The 18,590-nt window shown below is 46.0% G+C and carries 7 protein-coding genes; 2 read left to right on the forward strand and 5 right to left on the reverse strand.

Features of this window, described 5'->3' with window-relative positions; genetic code table 11:
• Window positions 1–16 precede the first annotated feature (16 nt).
• A complete protein-coding gene (locus NSS87_RS25745; RefSeq protein WP_339243402.1) occupies window positions 17–5,428 on the reverse strand; it encodes a WIAG-tail domain in 5,412 nt (1,803 codons plus the stop codon).
• Window positions 5,429–5,667: 239 nt separating this feature from the next.
• Here NSS87_RS25745 and NSS87_RS25750 point away from each other — a divergent pair, with 239 nt between their 5' ends.
• Window positions 5,668–6,762: a YheC/YheD family protein gene (locus tag NSS87_RS25750; RefSeq protein WP_339243404.1), complete on the forward strand. Its 1,095-nt coding sequence runs from the start codon at window positions 5,668–5,670 to the stop codon at window positions 6,760–6,762.
• A gap of 86 nt (window positions 6,763–6,848) precedes the next feature.
• Window positions 6,849–7,640 (forward strand): archaetidylserine decarboxylase, encoded by a 792-nt coding sequence (asd, locus tag NSS87_RS25755; RefSeq protein WP_042191516.1) that lies wholly within the window; start codon window positions 6,849–6,851, stop codon window positions 7,638–7,640.
• A gap of 73 nt (window positions 7,641–7,713) precedes the next feature.
• Here the strand turns inward: asd and NSS87_RS25760 are convergent, their stop codons facing one another.
• From NSS87_RS25760 to NSS87_RS25775, 4 genes are all read right to left on the reverse strand, one after another.
• The gene (locus tag NSS87_RS25760; RefSeq protein ID WP_339243405.1) at window positions 7,714–14,544 is read right to left on the reverse strand and encodes a glycoside hydrolase family 3 N-terminal domain-containing protein; all 6,831 of its coding nucleotides are present in this window, start codon (window positions 14,542–14,544) and stop codon (window positions 7,714–7,716) included.
• Window positions 14,545–15,239: 695 nt separating this feature from the next.
• Window positions 15,240–16,235 (reverse strand): ABC transporter substrate-binding protein, encoded by a 996-nt coding sequence (locus tag NSS87_RS25765; protein ID WP_339243406.1) that lies wholly within the window; start codon window positions 16,233–16,235, stop codon window positions 15,240–15,242.
• Window positions 16,236–16,435: 200 nt separating this feature from the next.
• Window positions 16,436–17,179 carry a 2,3-diphosphoglycerate-dependent phosphoglycerate mutase gene (gene gpmA, locus NSS87_RS25770; protein WP_042191518.1) on the reverse strand — a complete coding sequence of 248 codons (744 nt, stop codon included), beginning with the start codon at window positions 17,177–17,179 and terminating at the stop codon, window positions 16,436–16,438.
• A 471-nt stretch (window positions 17,180–17,650) separates the two neighbouring features.
• Complete coding sequence (locus NSS87_RS25775) at window positions 17,651–18,436, reverse strand: AraC family transcriptional regulator (RefSeq protein WP_339243407.1); 786 nt, start codon at window positions 18,434–18,436, stop codon at window positions 17,651–17,653.
• Between the last annotated feature and the right edge of the window lie 154 nt (window positions 18,437–18,590).

Here is an 18,590-nt window from a genome sequence, read left to right on the forward strand (position 1 = left end):
ACATCATCATTGCGAATTAATCAAACACACGATCATCCACTACCGGTTTGGCTAACGGAGCGCCGATAGCAATCCAAGAGATGACCCCATAGAAATGCGGAGTTTCGCGCAAGCGCACCACTTGTATCACTGCATCTCCGTTGGCTCTGCTCTTCAAGGAAGCATAGAAATATGGTTGATTCGTCATGGCGACGAGCACATAACCGGTATGACCAAAGTTCTCATCGAACGATACGGTCACTTCCACACTCTCAGCATCCCCATTGAACATGAATGCTGTCATTCCAAACTGCTGAAGCGCTTCTCGCTTACCTGCAGTCTGAATCGGACTGAAGGATAGATGTTCAGCATTTACAGAATTCACTGCCAAATGAGCACCGTTTACTGCACCAGGAGCAATATGATAATCCTGAACGCTTTCTTCCTCTAGATGACGGGCTTGAATAGCGAAGGAAGAGATTTTGGAAGCCACCACCGATTCATCTTGAAGCTCTGTCGTCCCTACCGAACCATCAGCCAGATGAGAGGACTCAATACTTCCTGCCTTCAGCTTTACTCCATCGATGCTAGCATCAGGAAGCAACGCAGAGCTGCGTGTTTCATCCGCAAGATGCTCCAGTTTGATGATACCGGGCTGCAAATGCCGATCTGCCACGATCTGGTCAGCAAGATGCTCTCCGTACACACTCCATGGCTGTAAATGTGAAGCATTCACTGAACCTTCGGCCAGTTTTTCTTCGGTAATGCTACCTTCCGGCAACAGTTCGGAGCTACGAACCTCCTCTGCCAGATGCTTTAGGGTAATGCTGTTAGATCTAATGTGGCGACTATCTACCGTATCCCCTGCCAAATGACCGCCATAGACGCTACCAGGAGCCAGGTGGAATGATTGGATAGATCCACCCTCCAATTTCTCACCTGTGATACTGCCATCCGGCAAAAGATCTGCGCTAAAGACCTCTTCCGCCAGATGATTCAGGTTAATACTTCCTTGCCGGATATGGCGGCTATCTATCGTACCACCCGCTAAATGCCCCCCATACACGCTACCTGGAGCCAAGTGGAAAGCAGAGATGGATCCACCCTCAAGCTTTTTACCGGGAATGCTGCCGTCTGCCAGGAAATCCGAGCTACGTGTCTCTGATGCTAGATGAGCTAGTGTGATCTCACCGTAACGGATATGGCGGCCTTCTACTGCACCGAGGCTCAAATGACTGCCATCTACGCTTCCTGGTGCCAGATGGTTTGAATCTACAGATTCTTCTGCCAGCTTCTCACCGGTAATGCTACCATCTGGCAGAAATTCGGAGCTACGTGTCTCTGATGCTAGATGAGCTAGGGTAATCTCACCGTAACGGATATGGCGGCCTTCTACTGCACCGAGGCTCAAATGACTGCCATCTACACTTCCTGGTGCCAGATGGTTTGAATCTACGGATTCTTCTGCCAGCTTCTCACCGGTAATGCTACCATCTGGCAGCAATTCGGAGCTACGTGTCTCTGATGCTAGATGAGCCAGGGTAATCTCACCGTACCCGATATGACGTCGTTCTACTGCACCTGAGCTCAAATGACTGCCCTCTACACTTCCTGGTGCCAGATGGTTTGAATCTACGGATTCTTCTGCTAGCTTCTCACCGGTAATGCTACCATCCGGCAGGAAATCGGAGCTGCGTGTTTCTGGTGCTAGATGAGCCAGGGTAATCTCACCATACCCGATATGACGTCGTTCTACTGCACCTGAGCTCAAATGACTGCCATCTACACTTCCTGGTGCCAGATGGTTTGAATCTACGGATTCTTCTGCCAGCTTCTCACCGGTAATGCTGCCGTCCGGCAGTAATTCTGAGCTGCGTGTCTCTGGTGCTAGATGAGCCATTGTAATCTCACCATACCCGATATGATGGCCTTCTACTGCACCCCAACTCAGATGACTACTCCCTACACTTCCAGGTTCAAGATGAATAGAACTAACGGATTCTTCTGCCAGCTTCTCACCGGTAATGCTACCGTCCGGCAGCAATTCAGAGCTACGTGTTTCTTTTGCCAAATGAGCTAACGTAATCTCACCATTTCGGATATGACGGCCTTCCACTGCGTCTGGACTCAAATGACTGCCATCTACACTTCCTGGTACTAGATGATTTGAATCTACGGATTCTTCTGCCAGCTTCTCACCGGTAATGCTACCGTCCGGCAGCAATTCTGAGCTGCGCGTTTCTTCTGCCAAATGAGCCAGCGTAATCTCACCATTTCGGATATGACGGCCTTCAACTGCACCTGGGCTCAAATGACTGCCATCTACACTTCTTGGTACTAGATGATTTGAATCTACGGATTCTACGGCCAGCTTCTCACTGGTGATACTACCGTCTGGTAATAATTCAGAGCTGCGTGTTTCTTTTGCCAAATGAGCTAAGGTGATTTCACCATTTCGGATATGACGGCCTTCCACTGCGTCCGGACTCAGATGACTGCCATCCACACTTCCAGGTATTAGGTGATTTGAATTCACAGATTCGTCCGCCAGCTTTTCTCGGGTAATGCTACCGTCTGGAAGCAAGTCTGCGCTACGTGCATCTTTGGCTAGATGAGCCAGCGTAATCTCACTGTACCCGATATGACGTCCTTCTATTGTATCTGGAGCCAGATGACTGCCATTCACACTTCCAGGTATTAAATGACTTGAATTCACAGATTCGTCCGCCAGCTTTTCTCTAGTAATACTGCCATCTGGGAGCAAGTCTGCACTACGTGCATCTTTGGCTAGATGAGCTAAGGTGATTTCACCGTGCCCAATATGACGTCCCTTCACTATATCCGAGCTCAGATGACTGCCATCTACGCTTCCGGCCATGAGATGAATAGAACCTACGGATTCCTCAGCGAGCTTCTCGCCGGTAATACTACCGTTAGGCAGTAGCTCAGAGCTAAACGTTTCTTCTGCCAAATGAGCTAGTGTGATCTCACCATGCTGAATGTGACGACCTTCTACTGCACCCAGTCTCAGATGAGTTCCGTCTACACTTGCAGGTACAAGATGAATAGAATCTACGGATTCTTCCGCCAGCTTCTCCCCGGTAATACTGCCCTCTGGCAGCAAGTCGGAGCTACGTGCATCTTCAGCTAGATGAGCCAGCTTGATCTCACCATGCCCGATATGACGTCCTTCAATCGTATCCATGCATAGATGGCTTCCGTCTACACTGCCCGGTGAAAGATGCTGGGAGTCCACAGCCCCTTTGGCCAGCTTAGACCCGCTAATGCTGCCCTCCTGTATTTGAATCGAAGAGATGGAATTAGGAATGATATGACCATTTCCGATGGACAACGGCCGGATATGCGCCCCGCCGATACTTCCCGGATTCATATGTCTGCTCTGAACCGCACTATCGCTAATGGATTTTGAATGAACTGCATTCACAGATAAATGCTCTGCCTGAACTGCCGACACTGCTAATTTACTGGAATCCACACTTCCATCAGCAAGCTTAGCCGATGTGACCGATAAATCACTAATCTTATCCGTCGATACACTTTCCGGGGACAGCTTTAACGATGTCACCACATGATCTGCCAGATGATGTGGCTGCACTGCCCCAGCGGCCAAATGAATCTCTCTCACCGCAGCAGAAGCCAGCTTATCTCCCGAAACCGAGCCGGACTGAATCGCAGCAGTAGTCACACTATTTTCTCCGAGATGTCTCCGTTCCACAGCTCCAGTGGCAAGATGATCTTTATCCACTACAGCATCCTGCAAGGCACGACCGCTCACGCTGGCATCTGCTAGATGTTTCTCCTCCACTGCACAAAAAGCGATATGCTCACCACTTACCACTTCACGAGCAATCGTACTTCCAATGACCGATCCTGCTGCTAGTTTAGCCGAGCTCACCACTCCGTCCGCTAACTTGGCGGAAGTAACGCTCTGTGGACGCAGGTGCTCCGCACCCACAGACTCTGAGGCCAGCTTTTCTCCAGTAACAGCACCAGAGGATAGATGTTCCGTATGAACAGCTTCATCCATAAGCTGCTCCGAGCCTACCGCTTCCGAAGCTAAATGGGAGTGGTTCACAGCCTCACGTTCCAGATGATTAGAGGAAACAGCTTGCATAGCAATTTGCGGTCCGCGTATGGCGGATTTGGCAATATGTCTGGTGGTTACAGCTTCATCTGCTAGCTTATGTGCGAGTATGCTTTGATCAGCGATTTTCGATGAGGTGACCGCTTGCTCAACCAGCTGTGCAGTACCTACCGCACCCTCTGTTAGCTTTAAAAAGGAGATACTTCGGTCAGCTAGATGGCGACTCGTTATTTCCCCGTCGCTGATATGGGAACCGTGTACGCTTTCTGCACTTAGATGGATGCTTCTCACTACTTCTGCACCTAGCTGCTTGGAACCAATAGCACCATCCGCTACATGTGCGCCTTCGATTACACCCGACTGGAGCTGCTCCTTGCCGATCAGCTTGCTGGCAAGCTGCCCTGGTCCGATCGCTCCCGGAGCCAAATGTCTAGCAGTTATCAAAGCATCGCTAAGATGGCGACCCTCAATCACAGCATCAGCCAGTTTGGAGCTGCTGATTTCACCATCGGCTATTATATCGCCAGATACCGCTGCATCAGCTAGCTTGGAACGGTCTATACTCCCGTTTGCGATGTGGCGGCCTGTGATGCTGCTGCTTCCTATTTTCTCACCAGTAACCGCTCCATCTTCCAGTAGATCAGCCGTAATAATCAGATCGCTCAAATGACGGCTCTCAATTGATTTATCCGCAATTTGACCGCCGCCGATAATCCGATCAGCCAGCTTCTCTGGACTAATACTACCGTTCTTCAGCTTCTCTCCACTGATGGAATGATCCAGCAGTTTACCGCCACTTACGCTTCCTTCAGCTAAATGTTCACCCACAATGGATTCAGGCGCGATTTTCGAAGAAGTAACTGCCTTGTCCGCGATATTGATGCTCTGTACAGCGTAATCTTGCAACCATGGTGTACCAATAATGCCGAACTTCAGCTTAGAACCGTCAATGGTACGTGGAGCGATTTTAGCTCCTGTAACTGCTGCATCCGATAGATCATCTGTATAAACGGGCTGGAACCGCTCTTTTTCAGGAGCGAACCAAATCGTCTCAGGAAGATTATCCGCCTGTTTCTGAAGCTGCTCTTCCACTATAGGCTCTGGCTCTGGCTCTGGTTGCAGAACTGGTACGAAAATTGATTCCTCTTGAACGACTTCAGCGATTGCTCCTCCACTTACCTGAACATCAGCGAGCTCTGCTTTACTGACTCCGTCATTGCTGCTCCCCGAATCCTTAGAACTGCCTTTGCTTTCCAGCATGCTCAGTTCCTTTATATTGGGATTATCTACATAGTAGAGTCGTTTTTGTGGACTGCGCGGCTGCTTTTTTTTGGAACCCCTCACAAGCAGTCTCCTCCTTCCATCTATTGTTTCTCCTAGGCATCATATGCAGCGGTATAGGCTGATGACACCCTTTTGCGATAAGCCCTTAATAAGATTCTGATGAAATTTATACTTTCTTATATTTAAAAAAAGGCTTCTGCCGCCGCGCATTCGTCCACCCTGACATGCGGGTACAAACATACAATGACAAGAGTAGTAAAAGCGGGAATCACGTGACCGAAGAAACAGGAGGAACAAACATGGGGCATAAGCTCGTTGGAATACTACTAAATGCCGATATGCACCGGGGCGTTCCCCGGCTAAAAACAGGACAGGAGTCTCTATCCAACTATGAAGAGGCGGCCGCTGCATACGGCCTAGTTCCCTGCTTTCTGAAGCTCGCGGACATCGATACAGACTCAGGCTTCAGCGCCGCCTATATAAAGGGATCTCATGGATATAAAAGCGTAGTAGTTCCTACGCCAACTGTCATCCATAACCGAGCCATATACAGCCAGAATAGCCCAGGAATGCAACGTCTGCTGCGGCACCATCCTTTGGTGTACAATACTTGCAATCGATACGGCAAGGATGAGATCCATGAACTGCTTGAGCAGCATGAAGAGCTGCGTGAGGTTTTGCCAGCAACAACTGGCGTATCTGGACTCAAACAAATGATGAATCGTTACCCCGATCTTATTCTTAAACCTTGCCGTGGAAGCATTGGGAATGGGGTCATGCGACTGGTTCGTAAAGGGCCTCAGCACTGGAGCTTAAATTATCTCTCCCCCTCCATGCGGCGCTGGATAAGCACTCCCGTATATCAGGGGGCGCTGCCAAAAATGCTCCGGGCACGCCTTGCCTCTGTCCCTTATCTCGTGCAGGAGCGTATTCCCCTTGCTGAGATTGGAGGACGTCCCTTTGATTTACGCGTCACCGTTCAACGCGGCTGGGGAGGCGATTGGCAGGTTACCGGTCTCTTTGCTAAACTAGCACCCCCTGGGGGGTTTGTCTCTAATATAGCCCGTGGAGGAGAAGCGTTAAGCTCTTCCTTTGCGCTGGAAAAAGCCTTCTCTAGAGGAATAGCGGCCCATATCCGTATAGCTGTCGAAACACTTAGCCTTGTTATAGCTCGTTGTCTCGAGCAAGACCTTCCAGGGCTGGCCGATATCGGACTGGATATAGGCATTACAAAGGATGGTCGCATCTTCTTCATAGAATGCAATGGCCGCGACCAACGCTATGGATTTCACAAAGCCGGCCTTACGGAGATTTGGAAGGAGAGTTACCGAAGACCTATGGGATACGCACGTTTTTTACTAGAAAAGAACAGCCTCATATATAACAGTTATTGATTTGTCTCCTATTCTATGTCAATATAATGCAGAGCAGATGGCGGCCACATACGACCGTACTGCTGTATTATGGAAGGGAGATGGGCATGGTAAAACAATTGCTGCGGCTAATGACCGAGCTATCCTCGCACCGATGGCTTTCACGGTTAATGGGGTCTTTTTCTCATAGTAGACTCAGCCGTTTTCTAATCCCGGTATTTATTAAGACTTATCAAATCCCCTCCGCCCAAGCGGAGAAGAATCCTGGAGAATATCTCACTCTTAATGAGTTTTTCAGCCGCCGGCTGAAGCCTGGCATGCGGCCTATTGCAACCGATGCTGACGCTTTAGTTAGTCCCGTAGATGCAATGATTACTGCTATGGGTGACATTTCCTCTGGTACGATTATGAATGTAAAAGGGCAGGATTATAAGATCGAGGATCTACTAAATCATTCTCCGCATCTGGAGCTATACAAGAGAGGTTTTTTCTTCGTCCTTTATCTAAGTCCTACGGATTATCACCGGATTCACTCTCCCCTTACTGGACATAAGGTTGAGAGTGATCATATTCGTGGACGAGCCTATCCTGTCAACGATTTCGGCATGCGACATATGAAGGGCGTACTGAATCGCAATGAACGTCTTATCACGTATATCGCCGGAGACTACGGAGAAACCGCAGTAGTAAAGGTAGGCGCGATGAACGTCAGCAGCATCGGGTATACGGATGCTAACGCTACCGAGTGGCAAATCGGCGATGATCTAGCCTATTTCGAGTTCGGCTCCACTGTAGTACTGCTTATGGAGAGCGGTACTTTTACCCCGAGACCCAAGCTTGAGGTCAACACGAAGGTAAAGATGGGGGAATTGCTGGGGACGCTACATCGGCCGCTTTAGTAAAGCTACGAAATAACAAAATAAGGGTATCCCTAACCGATTGAAAATCGGCGCCGGGATACCCTTGTTTTGTTTATTTCACTTTAGAGCTTGTTACGCTAGCATAGTAATCCAGTACATTGTTGATGATCACAGCTGCTTCAGCTCTTGAGGCCGAAGCTGTCGGATCCATTTCTCCACCGCTGCCTCCATTTACAATACCAAGATCTTTGAAGACATAGACCGCTTCTTTAGCATAACCCGCAATAGAAGCATCATCTGGGAAGTCATGGTTAGTCGCTTGCGGCAATTCAACATTCAGTTTCTTCAATGCATTGAATAGAATTAAACACAGGTCCTGACGGCTAATGCTGCTATTAGGAGCAAACATGCCATTACCGATACCATTGATCAGTTGATTAGAAGTCCCAATCTCAACATAGTTTTGATACCAAGCATCTTTCAGAACGTCAGTAAACTGCTTTTGATTCTCGCCCATGCTAAAGTTGAAGCTTTTTACTACCATGGCAACAAACTCGGCACGGTTTACCTTCCCACTTGGATCAAAGCTTCCGTCTGTGCGTCCGCCGATAATATTTCTCTCCACCAGCGCTGCAATCGCAGATTCTGCCCAGCTAGGAATTAGAGTAGCATCTTTAAACTTATTCTTAAGCTCTTGTCTGATTAGCTCCGGTGTCTTCGTTTTTCCATCTGTTTTTGGAGGCTGCTGTTCTCCAGGTTTTACGACTTCTCCAGGAATCGATGGTACTGAAGGTACCGCTGGGGTAGTCGGTGTTGGTGTACTTGGTTGACCACCAGCTCCACCGCTGTAAGGTTTAACGATCACAGAGATCTGTACCTTCAGGCCAAGTGGATTAGCTATACCCTCAGGGAAGACAAGATCCCCCTTGATGGTGTACGTTCCTTCCGTATTACCGTTATAGCCTTCCTTGTTCCACTGAACAGAAACGACCTTATTCATCCCGGTATTCAGGGTTACTGATACTGAAGCTGGTAGCTCCAGTGCGTCAAAACTGGTACCATACGCAACGCTTTTACTTGCTAGTGCTTGCACTGCCGTGATTTCCGGTATCGTAATGACCTCCGCCAGTACTTCGATCGTAATGGATGCCTTCAGGTCTTTGGGATTGCTGACGCCTTCCAGAGGTACTAGCGTTCCTTTCAGGATATAAGCTCCTTGCTTATCGCTATTGTAACCTTCACTATTCCAATCGATGGATATCGCCTTTGTCTCACCGTTGTTCAAAGTAGCTATGACCGATGATGGTAGCTTCAATCCATTAAATGGAGTGCCGAATGGAACGCTCTTACTTTCCAAATCCTGCACTGTGACAATCTCAGCGACATGAATCACTTCCGGCATTACCTGAATGGTGATGGAAGCTTTCAGATCATTAGGGTTGATCATTCCTTCTTCTAATACCATAGTACCGCTCAGCACGTATGCTCCTTCCACATTGCCGTTATAACCAGCAGGGCTCCATTTAACAACAAGTTCCTTCTGCTCATACGTATCAAGCGTTACTGTAGCTGAAGACGGCAATTCTAACTTATCAAAAGCAGTACCAAATTCAACATTTTTGCCCTCCAGCTTCTCAACTTTAGTAATCTGGATAGGTTTAGTGCCTTCTGGCAGTACAACCACTGTAATAGAAACAGTTTGATGGGTACTATTCAATACACCCTCGGGAAGCTCAAAGCTACCTGCCAGCGTATAACTCCCCGCTTTTCCACCGTTGAAATCTTTACTATCCCATTGTACAGGCAAGTGAATTACCCTTTTGTTGCCCAATGTAGCTTCCACTGTAGCGGGTAAATTCAATTCTCCTGCAGCAGTTCCGAACGGCATACTCAGCAGTTGCGGCTGAACAATCGATATAATTTCTTTAGCATGGGGATCTTCTGTCCATTTGGCATAATACACCGTGCTTATGTTCATTACCGTTTCTACGGTTAATGCATTACCAGTCCCTTCTTTATTATCAAACCAGCCAGCAAAAATGTAGCCTTCACGTTCCGGTACCCGAGGTAAGGTGCTTAATGCTTCACCTTTAAATGCGGTTACTTTGATAGGAGCCGGTGAGTCCAGATAATTCTGATCGAAGGTGACTTCAATCGGATCAGCATAAATGAGTTCAACATATTGTAAATTTGCATTTAATCCGTTAAAAATCATATACACATTTTGTTTTCCAGTCACTTTGGTTCTGTCTAGGAAGGTTTCCGCTGTCAAATAATGATCAATGTAAGAATTTCCAGGCGTTTGTTTAGTGCTTGCCATTCCATAATTCCCCCAAGCAGCGCCTGCTTTCTGAGCAAAACTAATGCTTGCAAATTCATTACCAAGTTCAAAAGAACCTCCGCCGCTGTAAGCATCAGCGTATGCTCTTCCTTGTGTAGTAGCTCTTTTAACTGGTTTACCCGTATTGTCAGCCTCTGTATAGAATTTAAAAGATGGAGACGATCCGCCTTCACGGGCATACTGCACTCTTACTTCCACAAGATTAGTTAAGTCAACCTGACCGAAATAAACAAGGTCATTAGAATTGACATAACTCATGGCGTCCGTACCACTTTCGAATCTGAACTGGGTATTCGTTGCATAAATCCATGGTGCATTATAAGGATAGATTCTAATACCGTTCTCTACTTTCAGCGTTTCTCTCGGAGCAATATTGATTGGCATAGACGATATGCTCAAATCTGTTATAGCCGCTTTCAAGGAAGCTATGGCTTCTGCAACAACCTCGTCGTTAATCGGCTCAGCAAGAACAGCCTTAACCTCATCCAGCACAGCGTTGAATTTGAGCTTTTTGTAAGCTGTGTATGCATTCATATCGATATTTTGAGCAGCCTTGATATCCGCATCTAACACCGATGTGTCTACATTGTCCTGCTTCAGCTGGAAGGTTAGCCAGTTCAGGTCAATACCAGCACTCTCAAATACAATTCTAAGGGTATGCTCGCCCGCCGACAGCTGAATATCAGGAATTCTAAAGGTTTTCCATACCCCTTTAGTCGTGGTGAGGTCGAAGGTACCCAGTAGCTTATCGCCATCATAGATGCCAAAGGACATTTGGGCGACATCCGATTGGCTAGAGCGAATTCGTGATGTGACTTTGTACATGCCTTCTTTCTCTACATTTACCTTATAGGAGATGGCTTCTCCCTTACTTGTGTTGGTGTAGCATAATCCACCGTCTACGTCATTACTGCTTACTGGCGTGATTATCGGAGTAATGGAGGCAAATTCCGTCTCAGCTACCTTCAATTTAGTATTTTTCCCAATCTTCTTTACTGCCAAAGCTACATCACTGTTGATTCTGACATAATCAAAATCAACAACAAATGGATCTGTAAGATTCTGACTTCCATTAGATGCAAGTAATCCAAACTTCGGATTGGCATAATTCGCAGTTGTACTGCCAAGTGAAATATATTCCTTGCCGTCAGCGCTGACATAACCGGAATAGCTGTTGCCTATTTTTTTCAAACGTAAATACAGCTCTTTCTTTTCTCCGAAAATACTGGTGAGCTGACTGGCAGACAGTTGTCCGATGGTAACAGGCTCCGTACCTCCGGTTTCTTTGGTCATACCGATGATCTTGCCGCTACTGTATTCATACTTCACCCAGATATAGTTATTGTTATCCTGTGAAGCCGTGATGCCGACGCCGTTATAATTTTGATTTGGCGCTTTGCTCATATTAATTTTCACTGTTGCTTCCCAGTTGCCGAAGGCCTCCTGCTGGAAATAGTTCTTCAAATCTGCATGATCACTCCAGAAGTCGCCTCTTTCAGCGATGATTCTCAAATTGCCGAGAGCAGTGCTCAAAGACCAATTTTTGTTGTTTTCTGTATTGGTAGCAGTCTCTTTATTAATCGTCCAGAAGTTGCTTAGATTTGTACTATCGAACTCATCGCTCTGTGGTGTCGTACCAAACTGTATCACATAGGAATTCGCCTGATCGGAGCTGATACATTTGATCGTCACTCTTTTATTGATGAGATCTACGTTGGCCGTTGCTTTTACACCATCATTCGTTTCAAACGTAACTTCAGGTAAAGTAGCCCCGTTACTGAGACCTACATCATAACTGAACCTAGTCTGTGCAAACCCCTCAAGCGGCTTACCATCAATCGAGATATTCTTTAAATAAGCATAGGTCGGATTCTCAAAAATCGGTTCCAAGCCTTCCTCCGAAGAGAAAATAACCTTGTAGATCCGTTTCTCTCCTCCGGCCGAAGCAGTAATTACAGCAGCCGGTCTATCTTTATCGGCTTGTCGTATACTTACGTCTACACCAGCTATCGCCGTAGCTTTGACTTCAGGATAGCTGCTAGTTTCAGTCGTTTCACCAAAGGCTTTATAGTCGAGTTTCAATGGATTAAATATTTTGATCTTTTTGCCGCCAACCGTAATATCAGAGAGCTGTGGATCTCCTGATTTGTCCGTATTCACCCGGAACCAATCTCTTCCCGGCGTATAATTGACCACATAATCAATCTTTGCCGTTCTTGCAAAGGCTGGAGATTTCATCAAAAAGCTCGTGATATTCTTGGCAGAACGCTGCAATTCTCCCAGGGTCAGACTGCCGTTAGCAAGCGATGTCATCGTATTAAAGGTACTGTTATTCCGATTCTTATGCGTTTCTGCATAATCGTTCGGAATTACCATGTAAAGGTCATTTTGGGCACGGACCATGGCTTTGCCGTTGGTTTCATCATAACGATTGGTAGTGGCATAGAAGCCCTGATCCTCACTCATCTTCGCCCACCAGTCTGTCATGACAATCCCGTCAAAGCCCCATTCTCCGCGGAGGATGGTCGTATTCAGGTCATAGTTACTGGAAGCCCAAGTTCCGTTTACCGGACCATAGGACGTCATCACTGAACGCGCCTTTCCACTCTTCACTGCCATTTCATAACCTTTCAAATAAATCTCGCGAAGCGCTCTTTCAGAGACAAGTGCATTCACAAGATGTCTATCCGTTTCCTGATTGTTCGCTGCGAAATGCTTAATAGTAGGCGATGTACCGTTCTTCTGAAGACCTCTTGTCTGCGCAGCAGCCATGATGCCTGTCAGTAACGGATCCTCTGAAAAATACTCAAAGTTTCTTCCGTTCAGGGGACTTCTGTGGATATTGATTCCCGGTCCAAGCAGCGTATCGATATTGTTAATCAGCATTTCTTTACCGAGAAGATTGAACAATCTTTCATTTAGCTCGGTGTTCCACGTACAGGCAAGCATCGTCCCGTTCGGGATACTGGTTGCCTTCTCTGCATTGGTCTCCATCCGGATTCCTGAAGGACCGTCGGCAGCACTGTCGATAGGGAGTCCGAATTTCAGCAGATTTTTAGTGACACCACCAAAAGCCGCAGCGGTTCCGGCAGTAACTTTAGGGCTGGACATCCCTTCCCCTAAAATAATGGCCCCCAGATCGTTGTTGGACAATTGTGCAATGAACTGATCCATAGTCACTTTCTGATTGTATACATCCAATAAGGTATAACCCTTGTCCCCAGTTTGTGGAATGGACGCAGGGAGATTTTGCTTGATTCTTTCATCCAAGTCGGTAGTCCGTGTCGGTACCTTTTCAGTTACAGTGGTAAAAGTACCATTTTCATTCGGTTGTCCTGGTTTGATACGATCAAATTCCTTAGTTGGCGCGAGCGCTTCCTGCAGGGTTTCTACAACCTTCAAAGCATTAAGGCTGTATACTCCTTGCTTTTCGCTGTCACTTACACTGTTGCCTACGTAAATATTATAGTCACCAGCTTCTAGAACATAAGATGAATCATGACCTGTAATTCCACTATCATCATATGAGGCCATATCTTTGGTGTCATATGTGATGGTGATCGACTGTGATTCCCCAGGCTGTAACAGCCGGGTTTTAGCAAAAGCAGCAAGCTCCTTGGCTGGCTTGCCAAGTTTACCTTGTGGTGCACCGTAATAAATCTGTACAACTTCTTTGCCTTCCACCTTACCTGTATTCTGAACAGTTACAGTCACTGCAACCTCATTCTCACCAGCGTTGACATTATCAGTCGTGATCTTGAAATTGGTATAGGACAGTCCGTACCCAAATGGATAGAGCACCTTATCCGGAGCAAAGGTCTCAAAATAGCGGTAGCCTACATAAATATCCTCACTATAAGAATTCTCAGTTTTGCTGCCAAAATGTGCAGTAGAAGGATAGTCAGCAAGTGTAGCTGCAATCGTATCGCTCAATTTTCCGCTTGGCGTAACATCTCCGGTCAGTACGTCGGCTACTGCGCTACCGCCTTCCATCCCCCCTTGCCATGTGTACAAAATAGCAGCTTTGGGATAGTTTTTAGCCCATGACATATCGATAACGTTGGCTACGTTCAATACGATGGCCACTCGGTCGAATTTGGCATAGACCCGGTTGAGCATGTCTACTTCAAGGTCTGTCAGCTTATAGGCACCCTTGACGTCCGTATTATCCTTATCTTCACCGGCTGTTCTGCCGATGATGACCACAGCTGTATCCGTTTTTGCTTTTGCTGCATCCACAATTTCATCGGTTAAAGGCATTTCTGCCTGTGACCATGGCTCTGCTGCCCAGCCACCACCGCCATTGTTGAAAGGATTCTTTTTGATCCAGTCGGCATAAACCTTCGCCAGATCTTCATTTAACTTGAGACTGGGATTGTTCCGAAGACCTTCCAGAATCCCATTCACATAATCTACTCTTACCGCACCGCCAGATCCTGTGCCTGACTTGTAATAATGCGCTTGTATGCGGCCAAATACCGATACATTTTCACTCATCTTGATAGGGAGCACTTGTTCATTCTCATTTACTTGTGATCCTGCTGGTTTATACTCCGGATTTTGCAGCAGCACAATACCTTCAGCGGCCACTTCTCTGGACACATCCGCTAATCCCGGGAGAACCTTAGCCAAAACGGGAGAACTGGTACTAGGCGTTATGATTGAGGTTATCAGAATGCAGCAGAATAATATTTTAAGTAAGCGATTACATTTTTTCCTCATACTTATCACCATTCCTTTCGATTAAGGTACAGCTTAGGATAATGGGTCATCGTAAAGAGCGAGATTTCAATTAAAAATTTCTAATGCATAAACGTTCGCTTCATAAACCGATAGGATGATTTTACTTTCAGGAAGGAGTTATTCTCTAAGAGCGCTAGCCGCTGTGGAGTAAGGCTTATTCAAGCATCAAGTGTGTTACTGATTAAATCTAAACCGGTTTAGATTTTTCGCATAATTCTCCTAACTCATACTTACAAATTAAAACGTGCGAAAATGTTCATTAATTCCTCCTTTACTTTTTAAACTTACATTGAATACTATCATCAGAAATATCATCCTAACATAGAAAATCCTCATAGATTTATTGAATATACTCATGTATCACAGAATTTAAGTTTTTCAAAATAACTAAAAAGACTCACTCGGCCGATAGCTAAACTTATAAACCGAAGTTAAGATGGAGCCATTATAAAACAACTACATTAAAAATAGCAGGGAGAATCAGCATCGCTCAATGCCGATTCTCCCTGCTATAAAAACCAAATGCAAGCTCGTGGACTTTCGTTGAAGTAGAATTATTTTGCAGATAAAAGACTCTCAGTAATGTAATTTAACTGCGCTTCAAGCGTAACGGGATCACTATATGTATCAGCGGTTGGGTCCAGTTGGAATACGTTGCCTGTTTTTACGGCAGGAAGATGCTTCCATAAGGGGTTGTCGTAGACGATTTTCGGATCACTCGTATCGCCAGCCCATGGGCATGTGAATACAATATCTCCAGCAAATTGAGGCAGCTTCTCAAGGGAGATTGTTGCCCAACCAGTGCCGCTGTCTATAGCTTCTTTCTGCGCTTCAGGAGGTGCTTTCAGACCAAATTCATTATAAATAATTTCTCCACCGCGCCCGTAGCTGTGACCGAATACGAATAGACCACCGGAAAACGGATTTAGGATAGAAACGGTTTTGTCACCTACAGCTGCTAACACCTGAGGCTTCAATTCTTTGATTTTTTTGTTCCATTGTTCCACCCAAGCTTTAGCTTCGGCTTCTTTCCCCGTTAATGTACCGAAATCAAGCATTTGATCTCTGATAGTTTTTGCACCGTATTGAATGGCTACTACTGGCGCTATTTCGGCCAGCTTGTCGAGTCCTTCCATTCCGGAGAATACAACAATAAGATCAGGGTTCAGCTCTAAAATGTGTTCAAGAGATGGTTCATCTCCAAGGCCTTGAACGCCTTCCAGCATTCCTTCAAAGTAGGGACTGTTTAAGACACCATTCATAACACCAACCGGTTTGATTCCTAACGCCAAGAAGTATCCTGTGTCGAAGGAGGTTAAATCGACAATCCGCTTCGGATGTCTGGGTACTTGAATATCTCCGTTACTTGCTTGATATGTAACCATGTCCACTTCGCTGGATGAGTCATTGCTGTTTGATGAAGATACGGCACTCTCTGTCCCGTCTACTGAGGAGGTAGTATGCTCAACTGCTTGTCCGCAAGCTGCTAGCAGTAACGTTATAACCAAAGTAAACACAAGCAATAGATAAGTTTTTGGAGATTTAAACAAAATAAATTCACTCCAATCGACATATTATATAGTTACATTGATATTGATAATCATTATCAATGTAACTATATAGTATTATTCTAATCTTGGCAATGGAGAATGCATTAACACCTACTACACACTAAAAATAAAAGGACAGCCCCATGGCTGTCCCTTAATCTTTTCAAGTCATTATATGCTCTTTACATCTGTTACGCCTATTACACATGTCCTTGCTTAGCAACATCACGCGCCTTGGCCGCAACCTGTTCCGGATCTCCTAAATAAAAGCGGCTGATTGGATTAATGTCCTCATCCAGTTTGTACACGAGTGGTACTCCTGTAGGAATATTGAGCTCCAGCAGTGCTGCCTCATCAATATCCTCCATAAATTTGATCAACGCTCGCAGTGTATTGCCATGGGCTGAAATGAGCACCCGTTCCTTTTTACGTACAAGGGGAACGATGCGGTTTCTCCAGAAATCACCTACACGATGAACAGTATCTTCCAGACTCTCGCCTCGCGGAATATCCTCCGGACGAATACTGCTATAACGAATATCGTTTCTGGCATACCGAGGATCATTAAGCTCAAGCAGTGGAGGCCGAACCGATAAACTCCGTCGCCAGAGATGCAATTGTTCTTCACCGTATTTTATCGCCGTTTCACTTTTACTAAGTCCCTGAAGTGCACCATAATGCCGTTCATTCAGCTTCCAGGACTTTTGCACAGGAATCCACAGCAGATCCATTTCATCGAGAACATAGTTGAGTGTTTTGATCGATCGTTTGAGTACTGATGCAAAAGCAAGATCAAATGTATACCCTTCATCCTTCAAAAGCTTGCCAGCAGCCTTAGCCTCTTGAATACCCTTCTCGGTTAAATCCGGATCACTCCAACCCGTAAACAAATTCTGCACATTGTACTGGCTTTCACCATGACGTATCAGTACGATTTCGTACATTTTATCTCTCCTCCCACCTATATGCTCTGGAACTCTGTTACATCATGCAATAGATCACCGTGATAATCTCTAGTATGGGCGTTTTTTGGGCAATTGAATGTAAGATATGCAACAGAATGCAAAATTACCCTCACAGGAGATTTATTCTATTGTATCAAATATACATTCTTATATTTCAAAAAAACCGGAAGCCTGTTGGCCCCGGTTATTTAAAGTCTTTGGTCATATCCAGCGATTGTATACCTGCTCAGTTTAGAACCAGCTATCTATGGCAAAAGCACTCGATTGTTTTAATCTTCTCAAACGGTTTCTAAAAAGCCCTGCGCCTCCACTTTTACAATCGGTGTTGCAGATTCGGCGTCTGATCATCATCCCATGCGTCTCCCCTTCCAAGAAGTTATGTAAATTCTCTGTAAACTAAACTGCAAAGTATTTACCCTTGGATGAAATAACTGAAACAACGAATGCAAATCAGCGGATCTCAGATGGACTTTTTCCGGTATACTGCTTGAACTGGCGGCTGAAAAAGAAAATGTCACGGTATCCAAGTGCATCCGCTACCTCAGTAACATTCATTCCAGCGTAGAGCAGCAAATGCTGAGCACGCTCAATCCGAGCTCGAATGACATAAGATTGAACGGAAGAGCCAGTAAGCTCCTTAAACTTAATTGAAAAATACCGCGGCGACAGCCCTGCACGTGCAGCAAGATCCTCTACGCGATGCGAAATCCCGGGATGTTGGCTCACATAATTCGCTATTTCGTGAATAATCTCTGTTAAATGGTTGCTAGCATAACGTTCTACAGGCTTCACTCGGTCCTCCCTAAGCAGATGAATCATTAGTTGCTTTAGAACAAGCTGCCCTTCTTCCTCAGCCGCGTACGTATCCACTAGGAACAGCCGGACGTAACGAGCAAGCAGATGCTCAAATTCAACGGTTTCTGCAAGTACCCGATAGGGCAGCGGAACATCCATCACCTCTCCGGTGACATCAAAATGAATATATGTAAGGACAAGTGGTCTTTGCGGATTATGAGTAGCGCTTGTATGGTCACCCGGACGGAACAAGAAGCAGCTCCCCTTGCCCACTTGGAAGGGTTCACCGTTACGAATAACCGTCCCTTCCCCGCTCCATACATAGAATAAATCATAATTTTGCAGCGACTTCTCTCTTTTTTGCCATTTCCAGCTTGGTTCGCACACAATCTTCGCCAAGGCAGGTAATATAACAAAAGAGGATGGCGATGCGTGCAGCATAACGTTCCCTCCTAAAAGTTTTGTTAGCATAATCTACTTGAGTTACTCCGCAAAACTTGCTTCGTAAGCATTCACATAGTTTTGTTAGCATAATCTGCTTGAGTTACTCCGCAAAACTTGCATCGTTAGCATTCACTTCGTTTTGCTTCCCATC

The sequence above is a fragment of the Paenibacillus sp. FSL F4-0243 genome (genome assembly GCF_037963295.1).
Lineage (GTDB): Bacteria > Bacillota > Bacilli > Paenibacillales > Paenibacillaceae > Paenibacillus_AQ.

Excerpts from the sequence above, each read along its gene's own strand:
- NSS87_RS25775 (WP_339243407.1), bottom strand. The coding sequence starts at position 18,436 with ATGCTGCACGCATCGCCATCCTCTTTTGTTATATTACCTGCCTTGGCG.
- gpmA (WP_042191518.1), bottom strand. The coding sequence starts at position 17,179 with ATGTACGAAATCGTACTGATACGTCATGGTGAAAGCCAGTACAATGTG.
- asd (WP_042191516.1), top strand. The coding sequence starts at position 6,849 with ATGGTAAAACAATTGCTGCGGCTAATGACCGAGCTATCCTCGCACCGA.
- NSS87_RS25750 (WP_339243404.1), top strand. The coding sequence starts at position 5,668 with ATGGGGCATAAGCTCGTTGGAATACTACTAAATGCCGATATGCACCGG.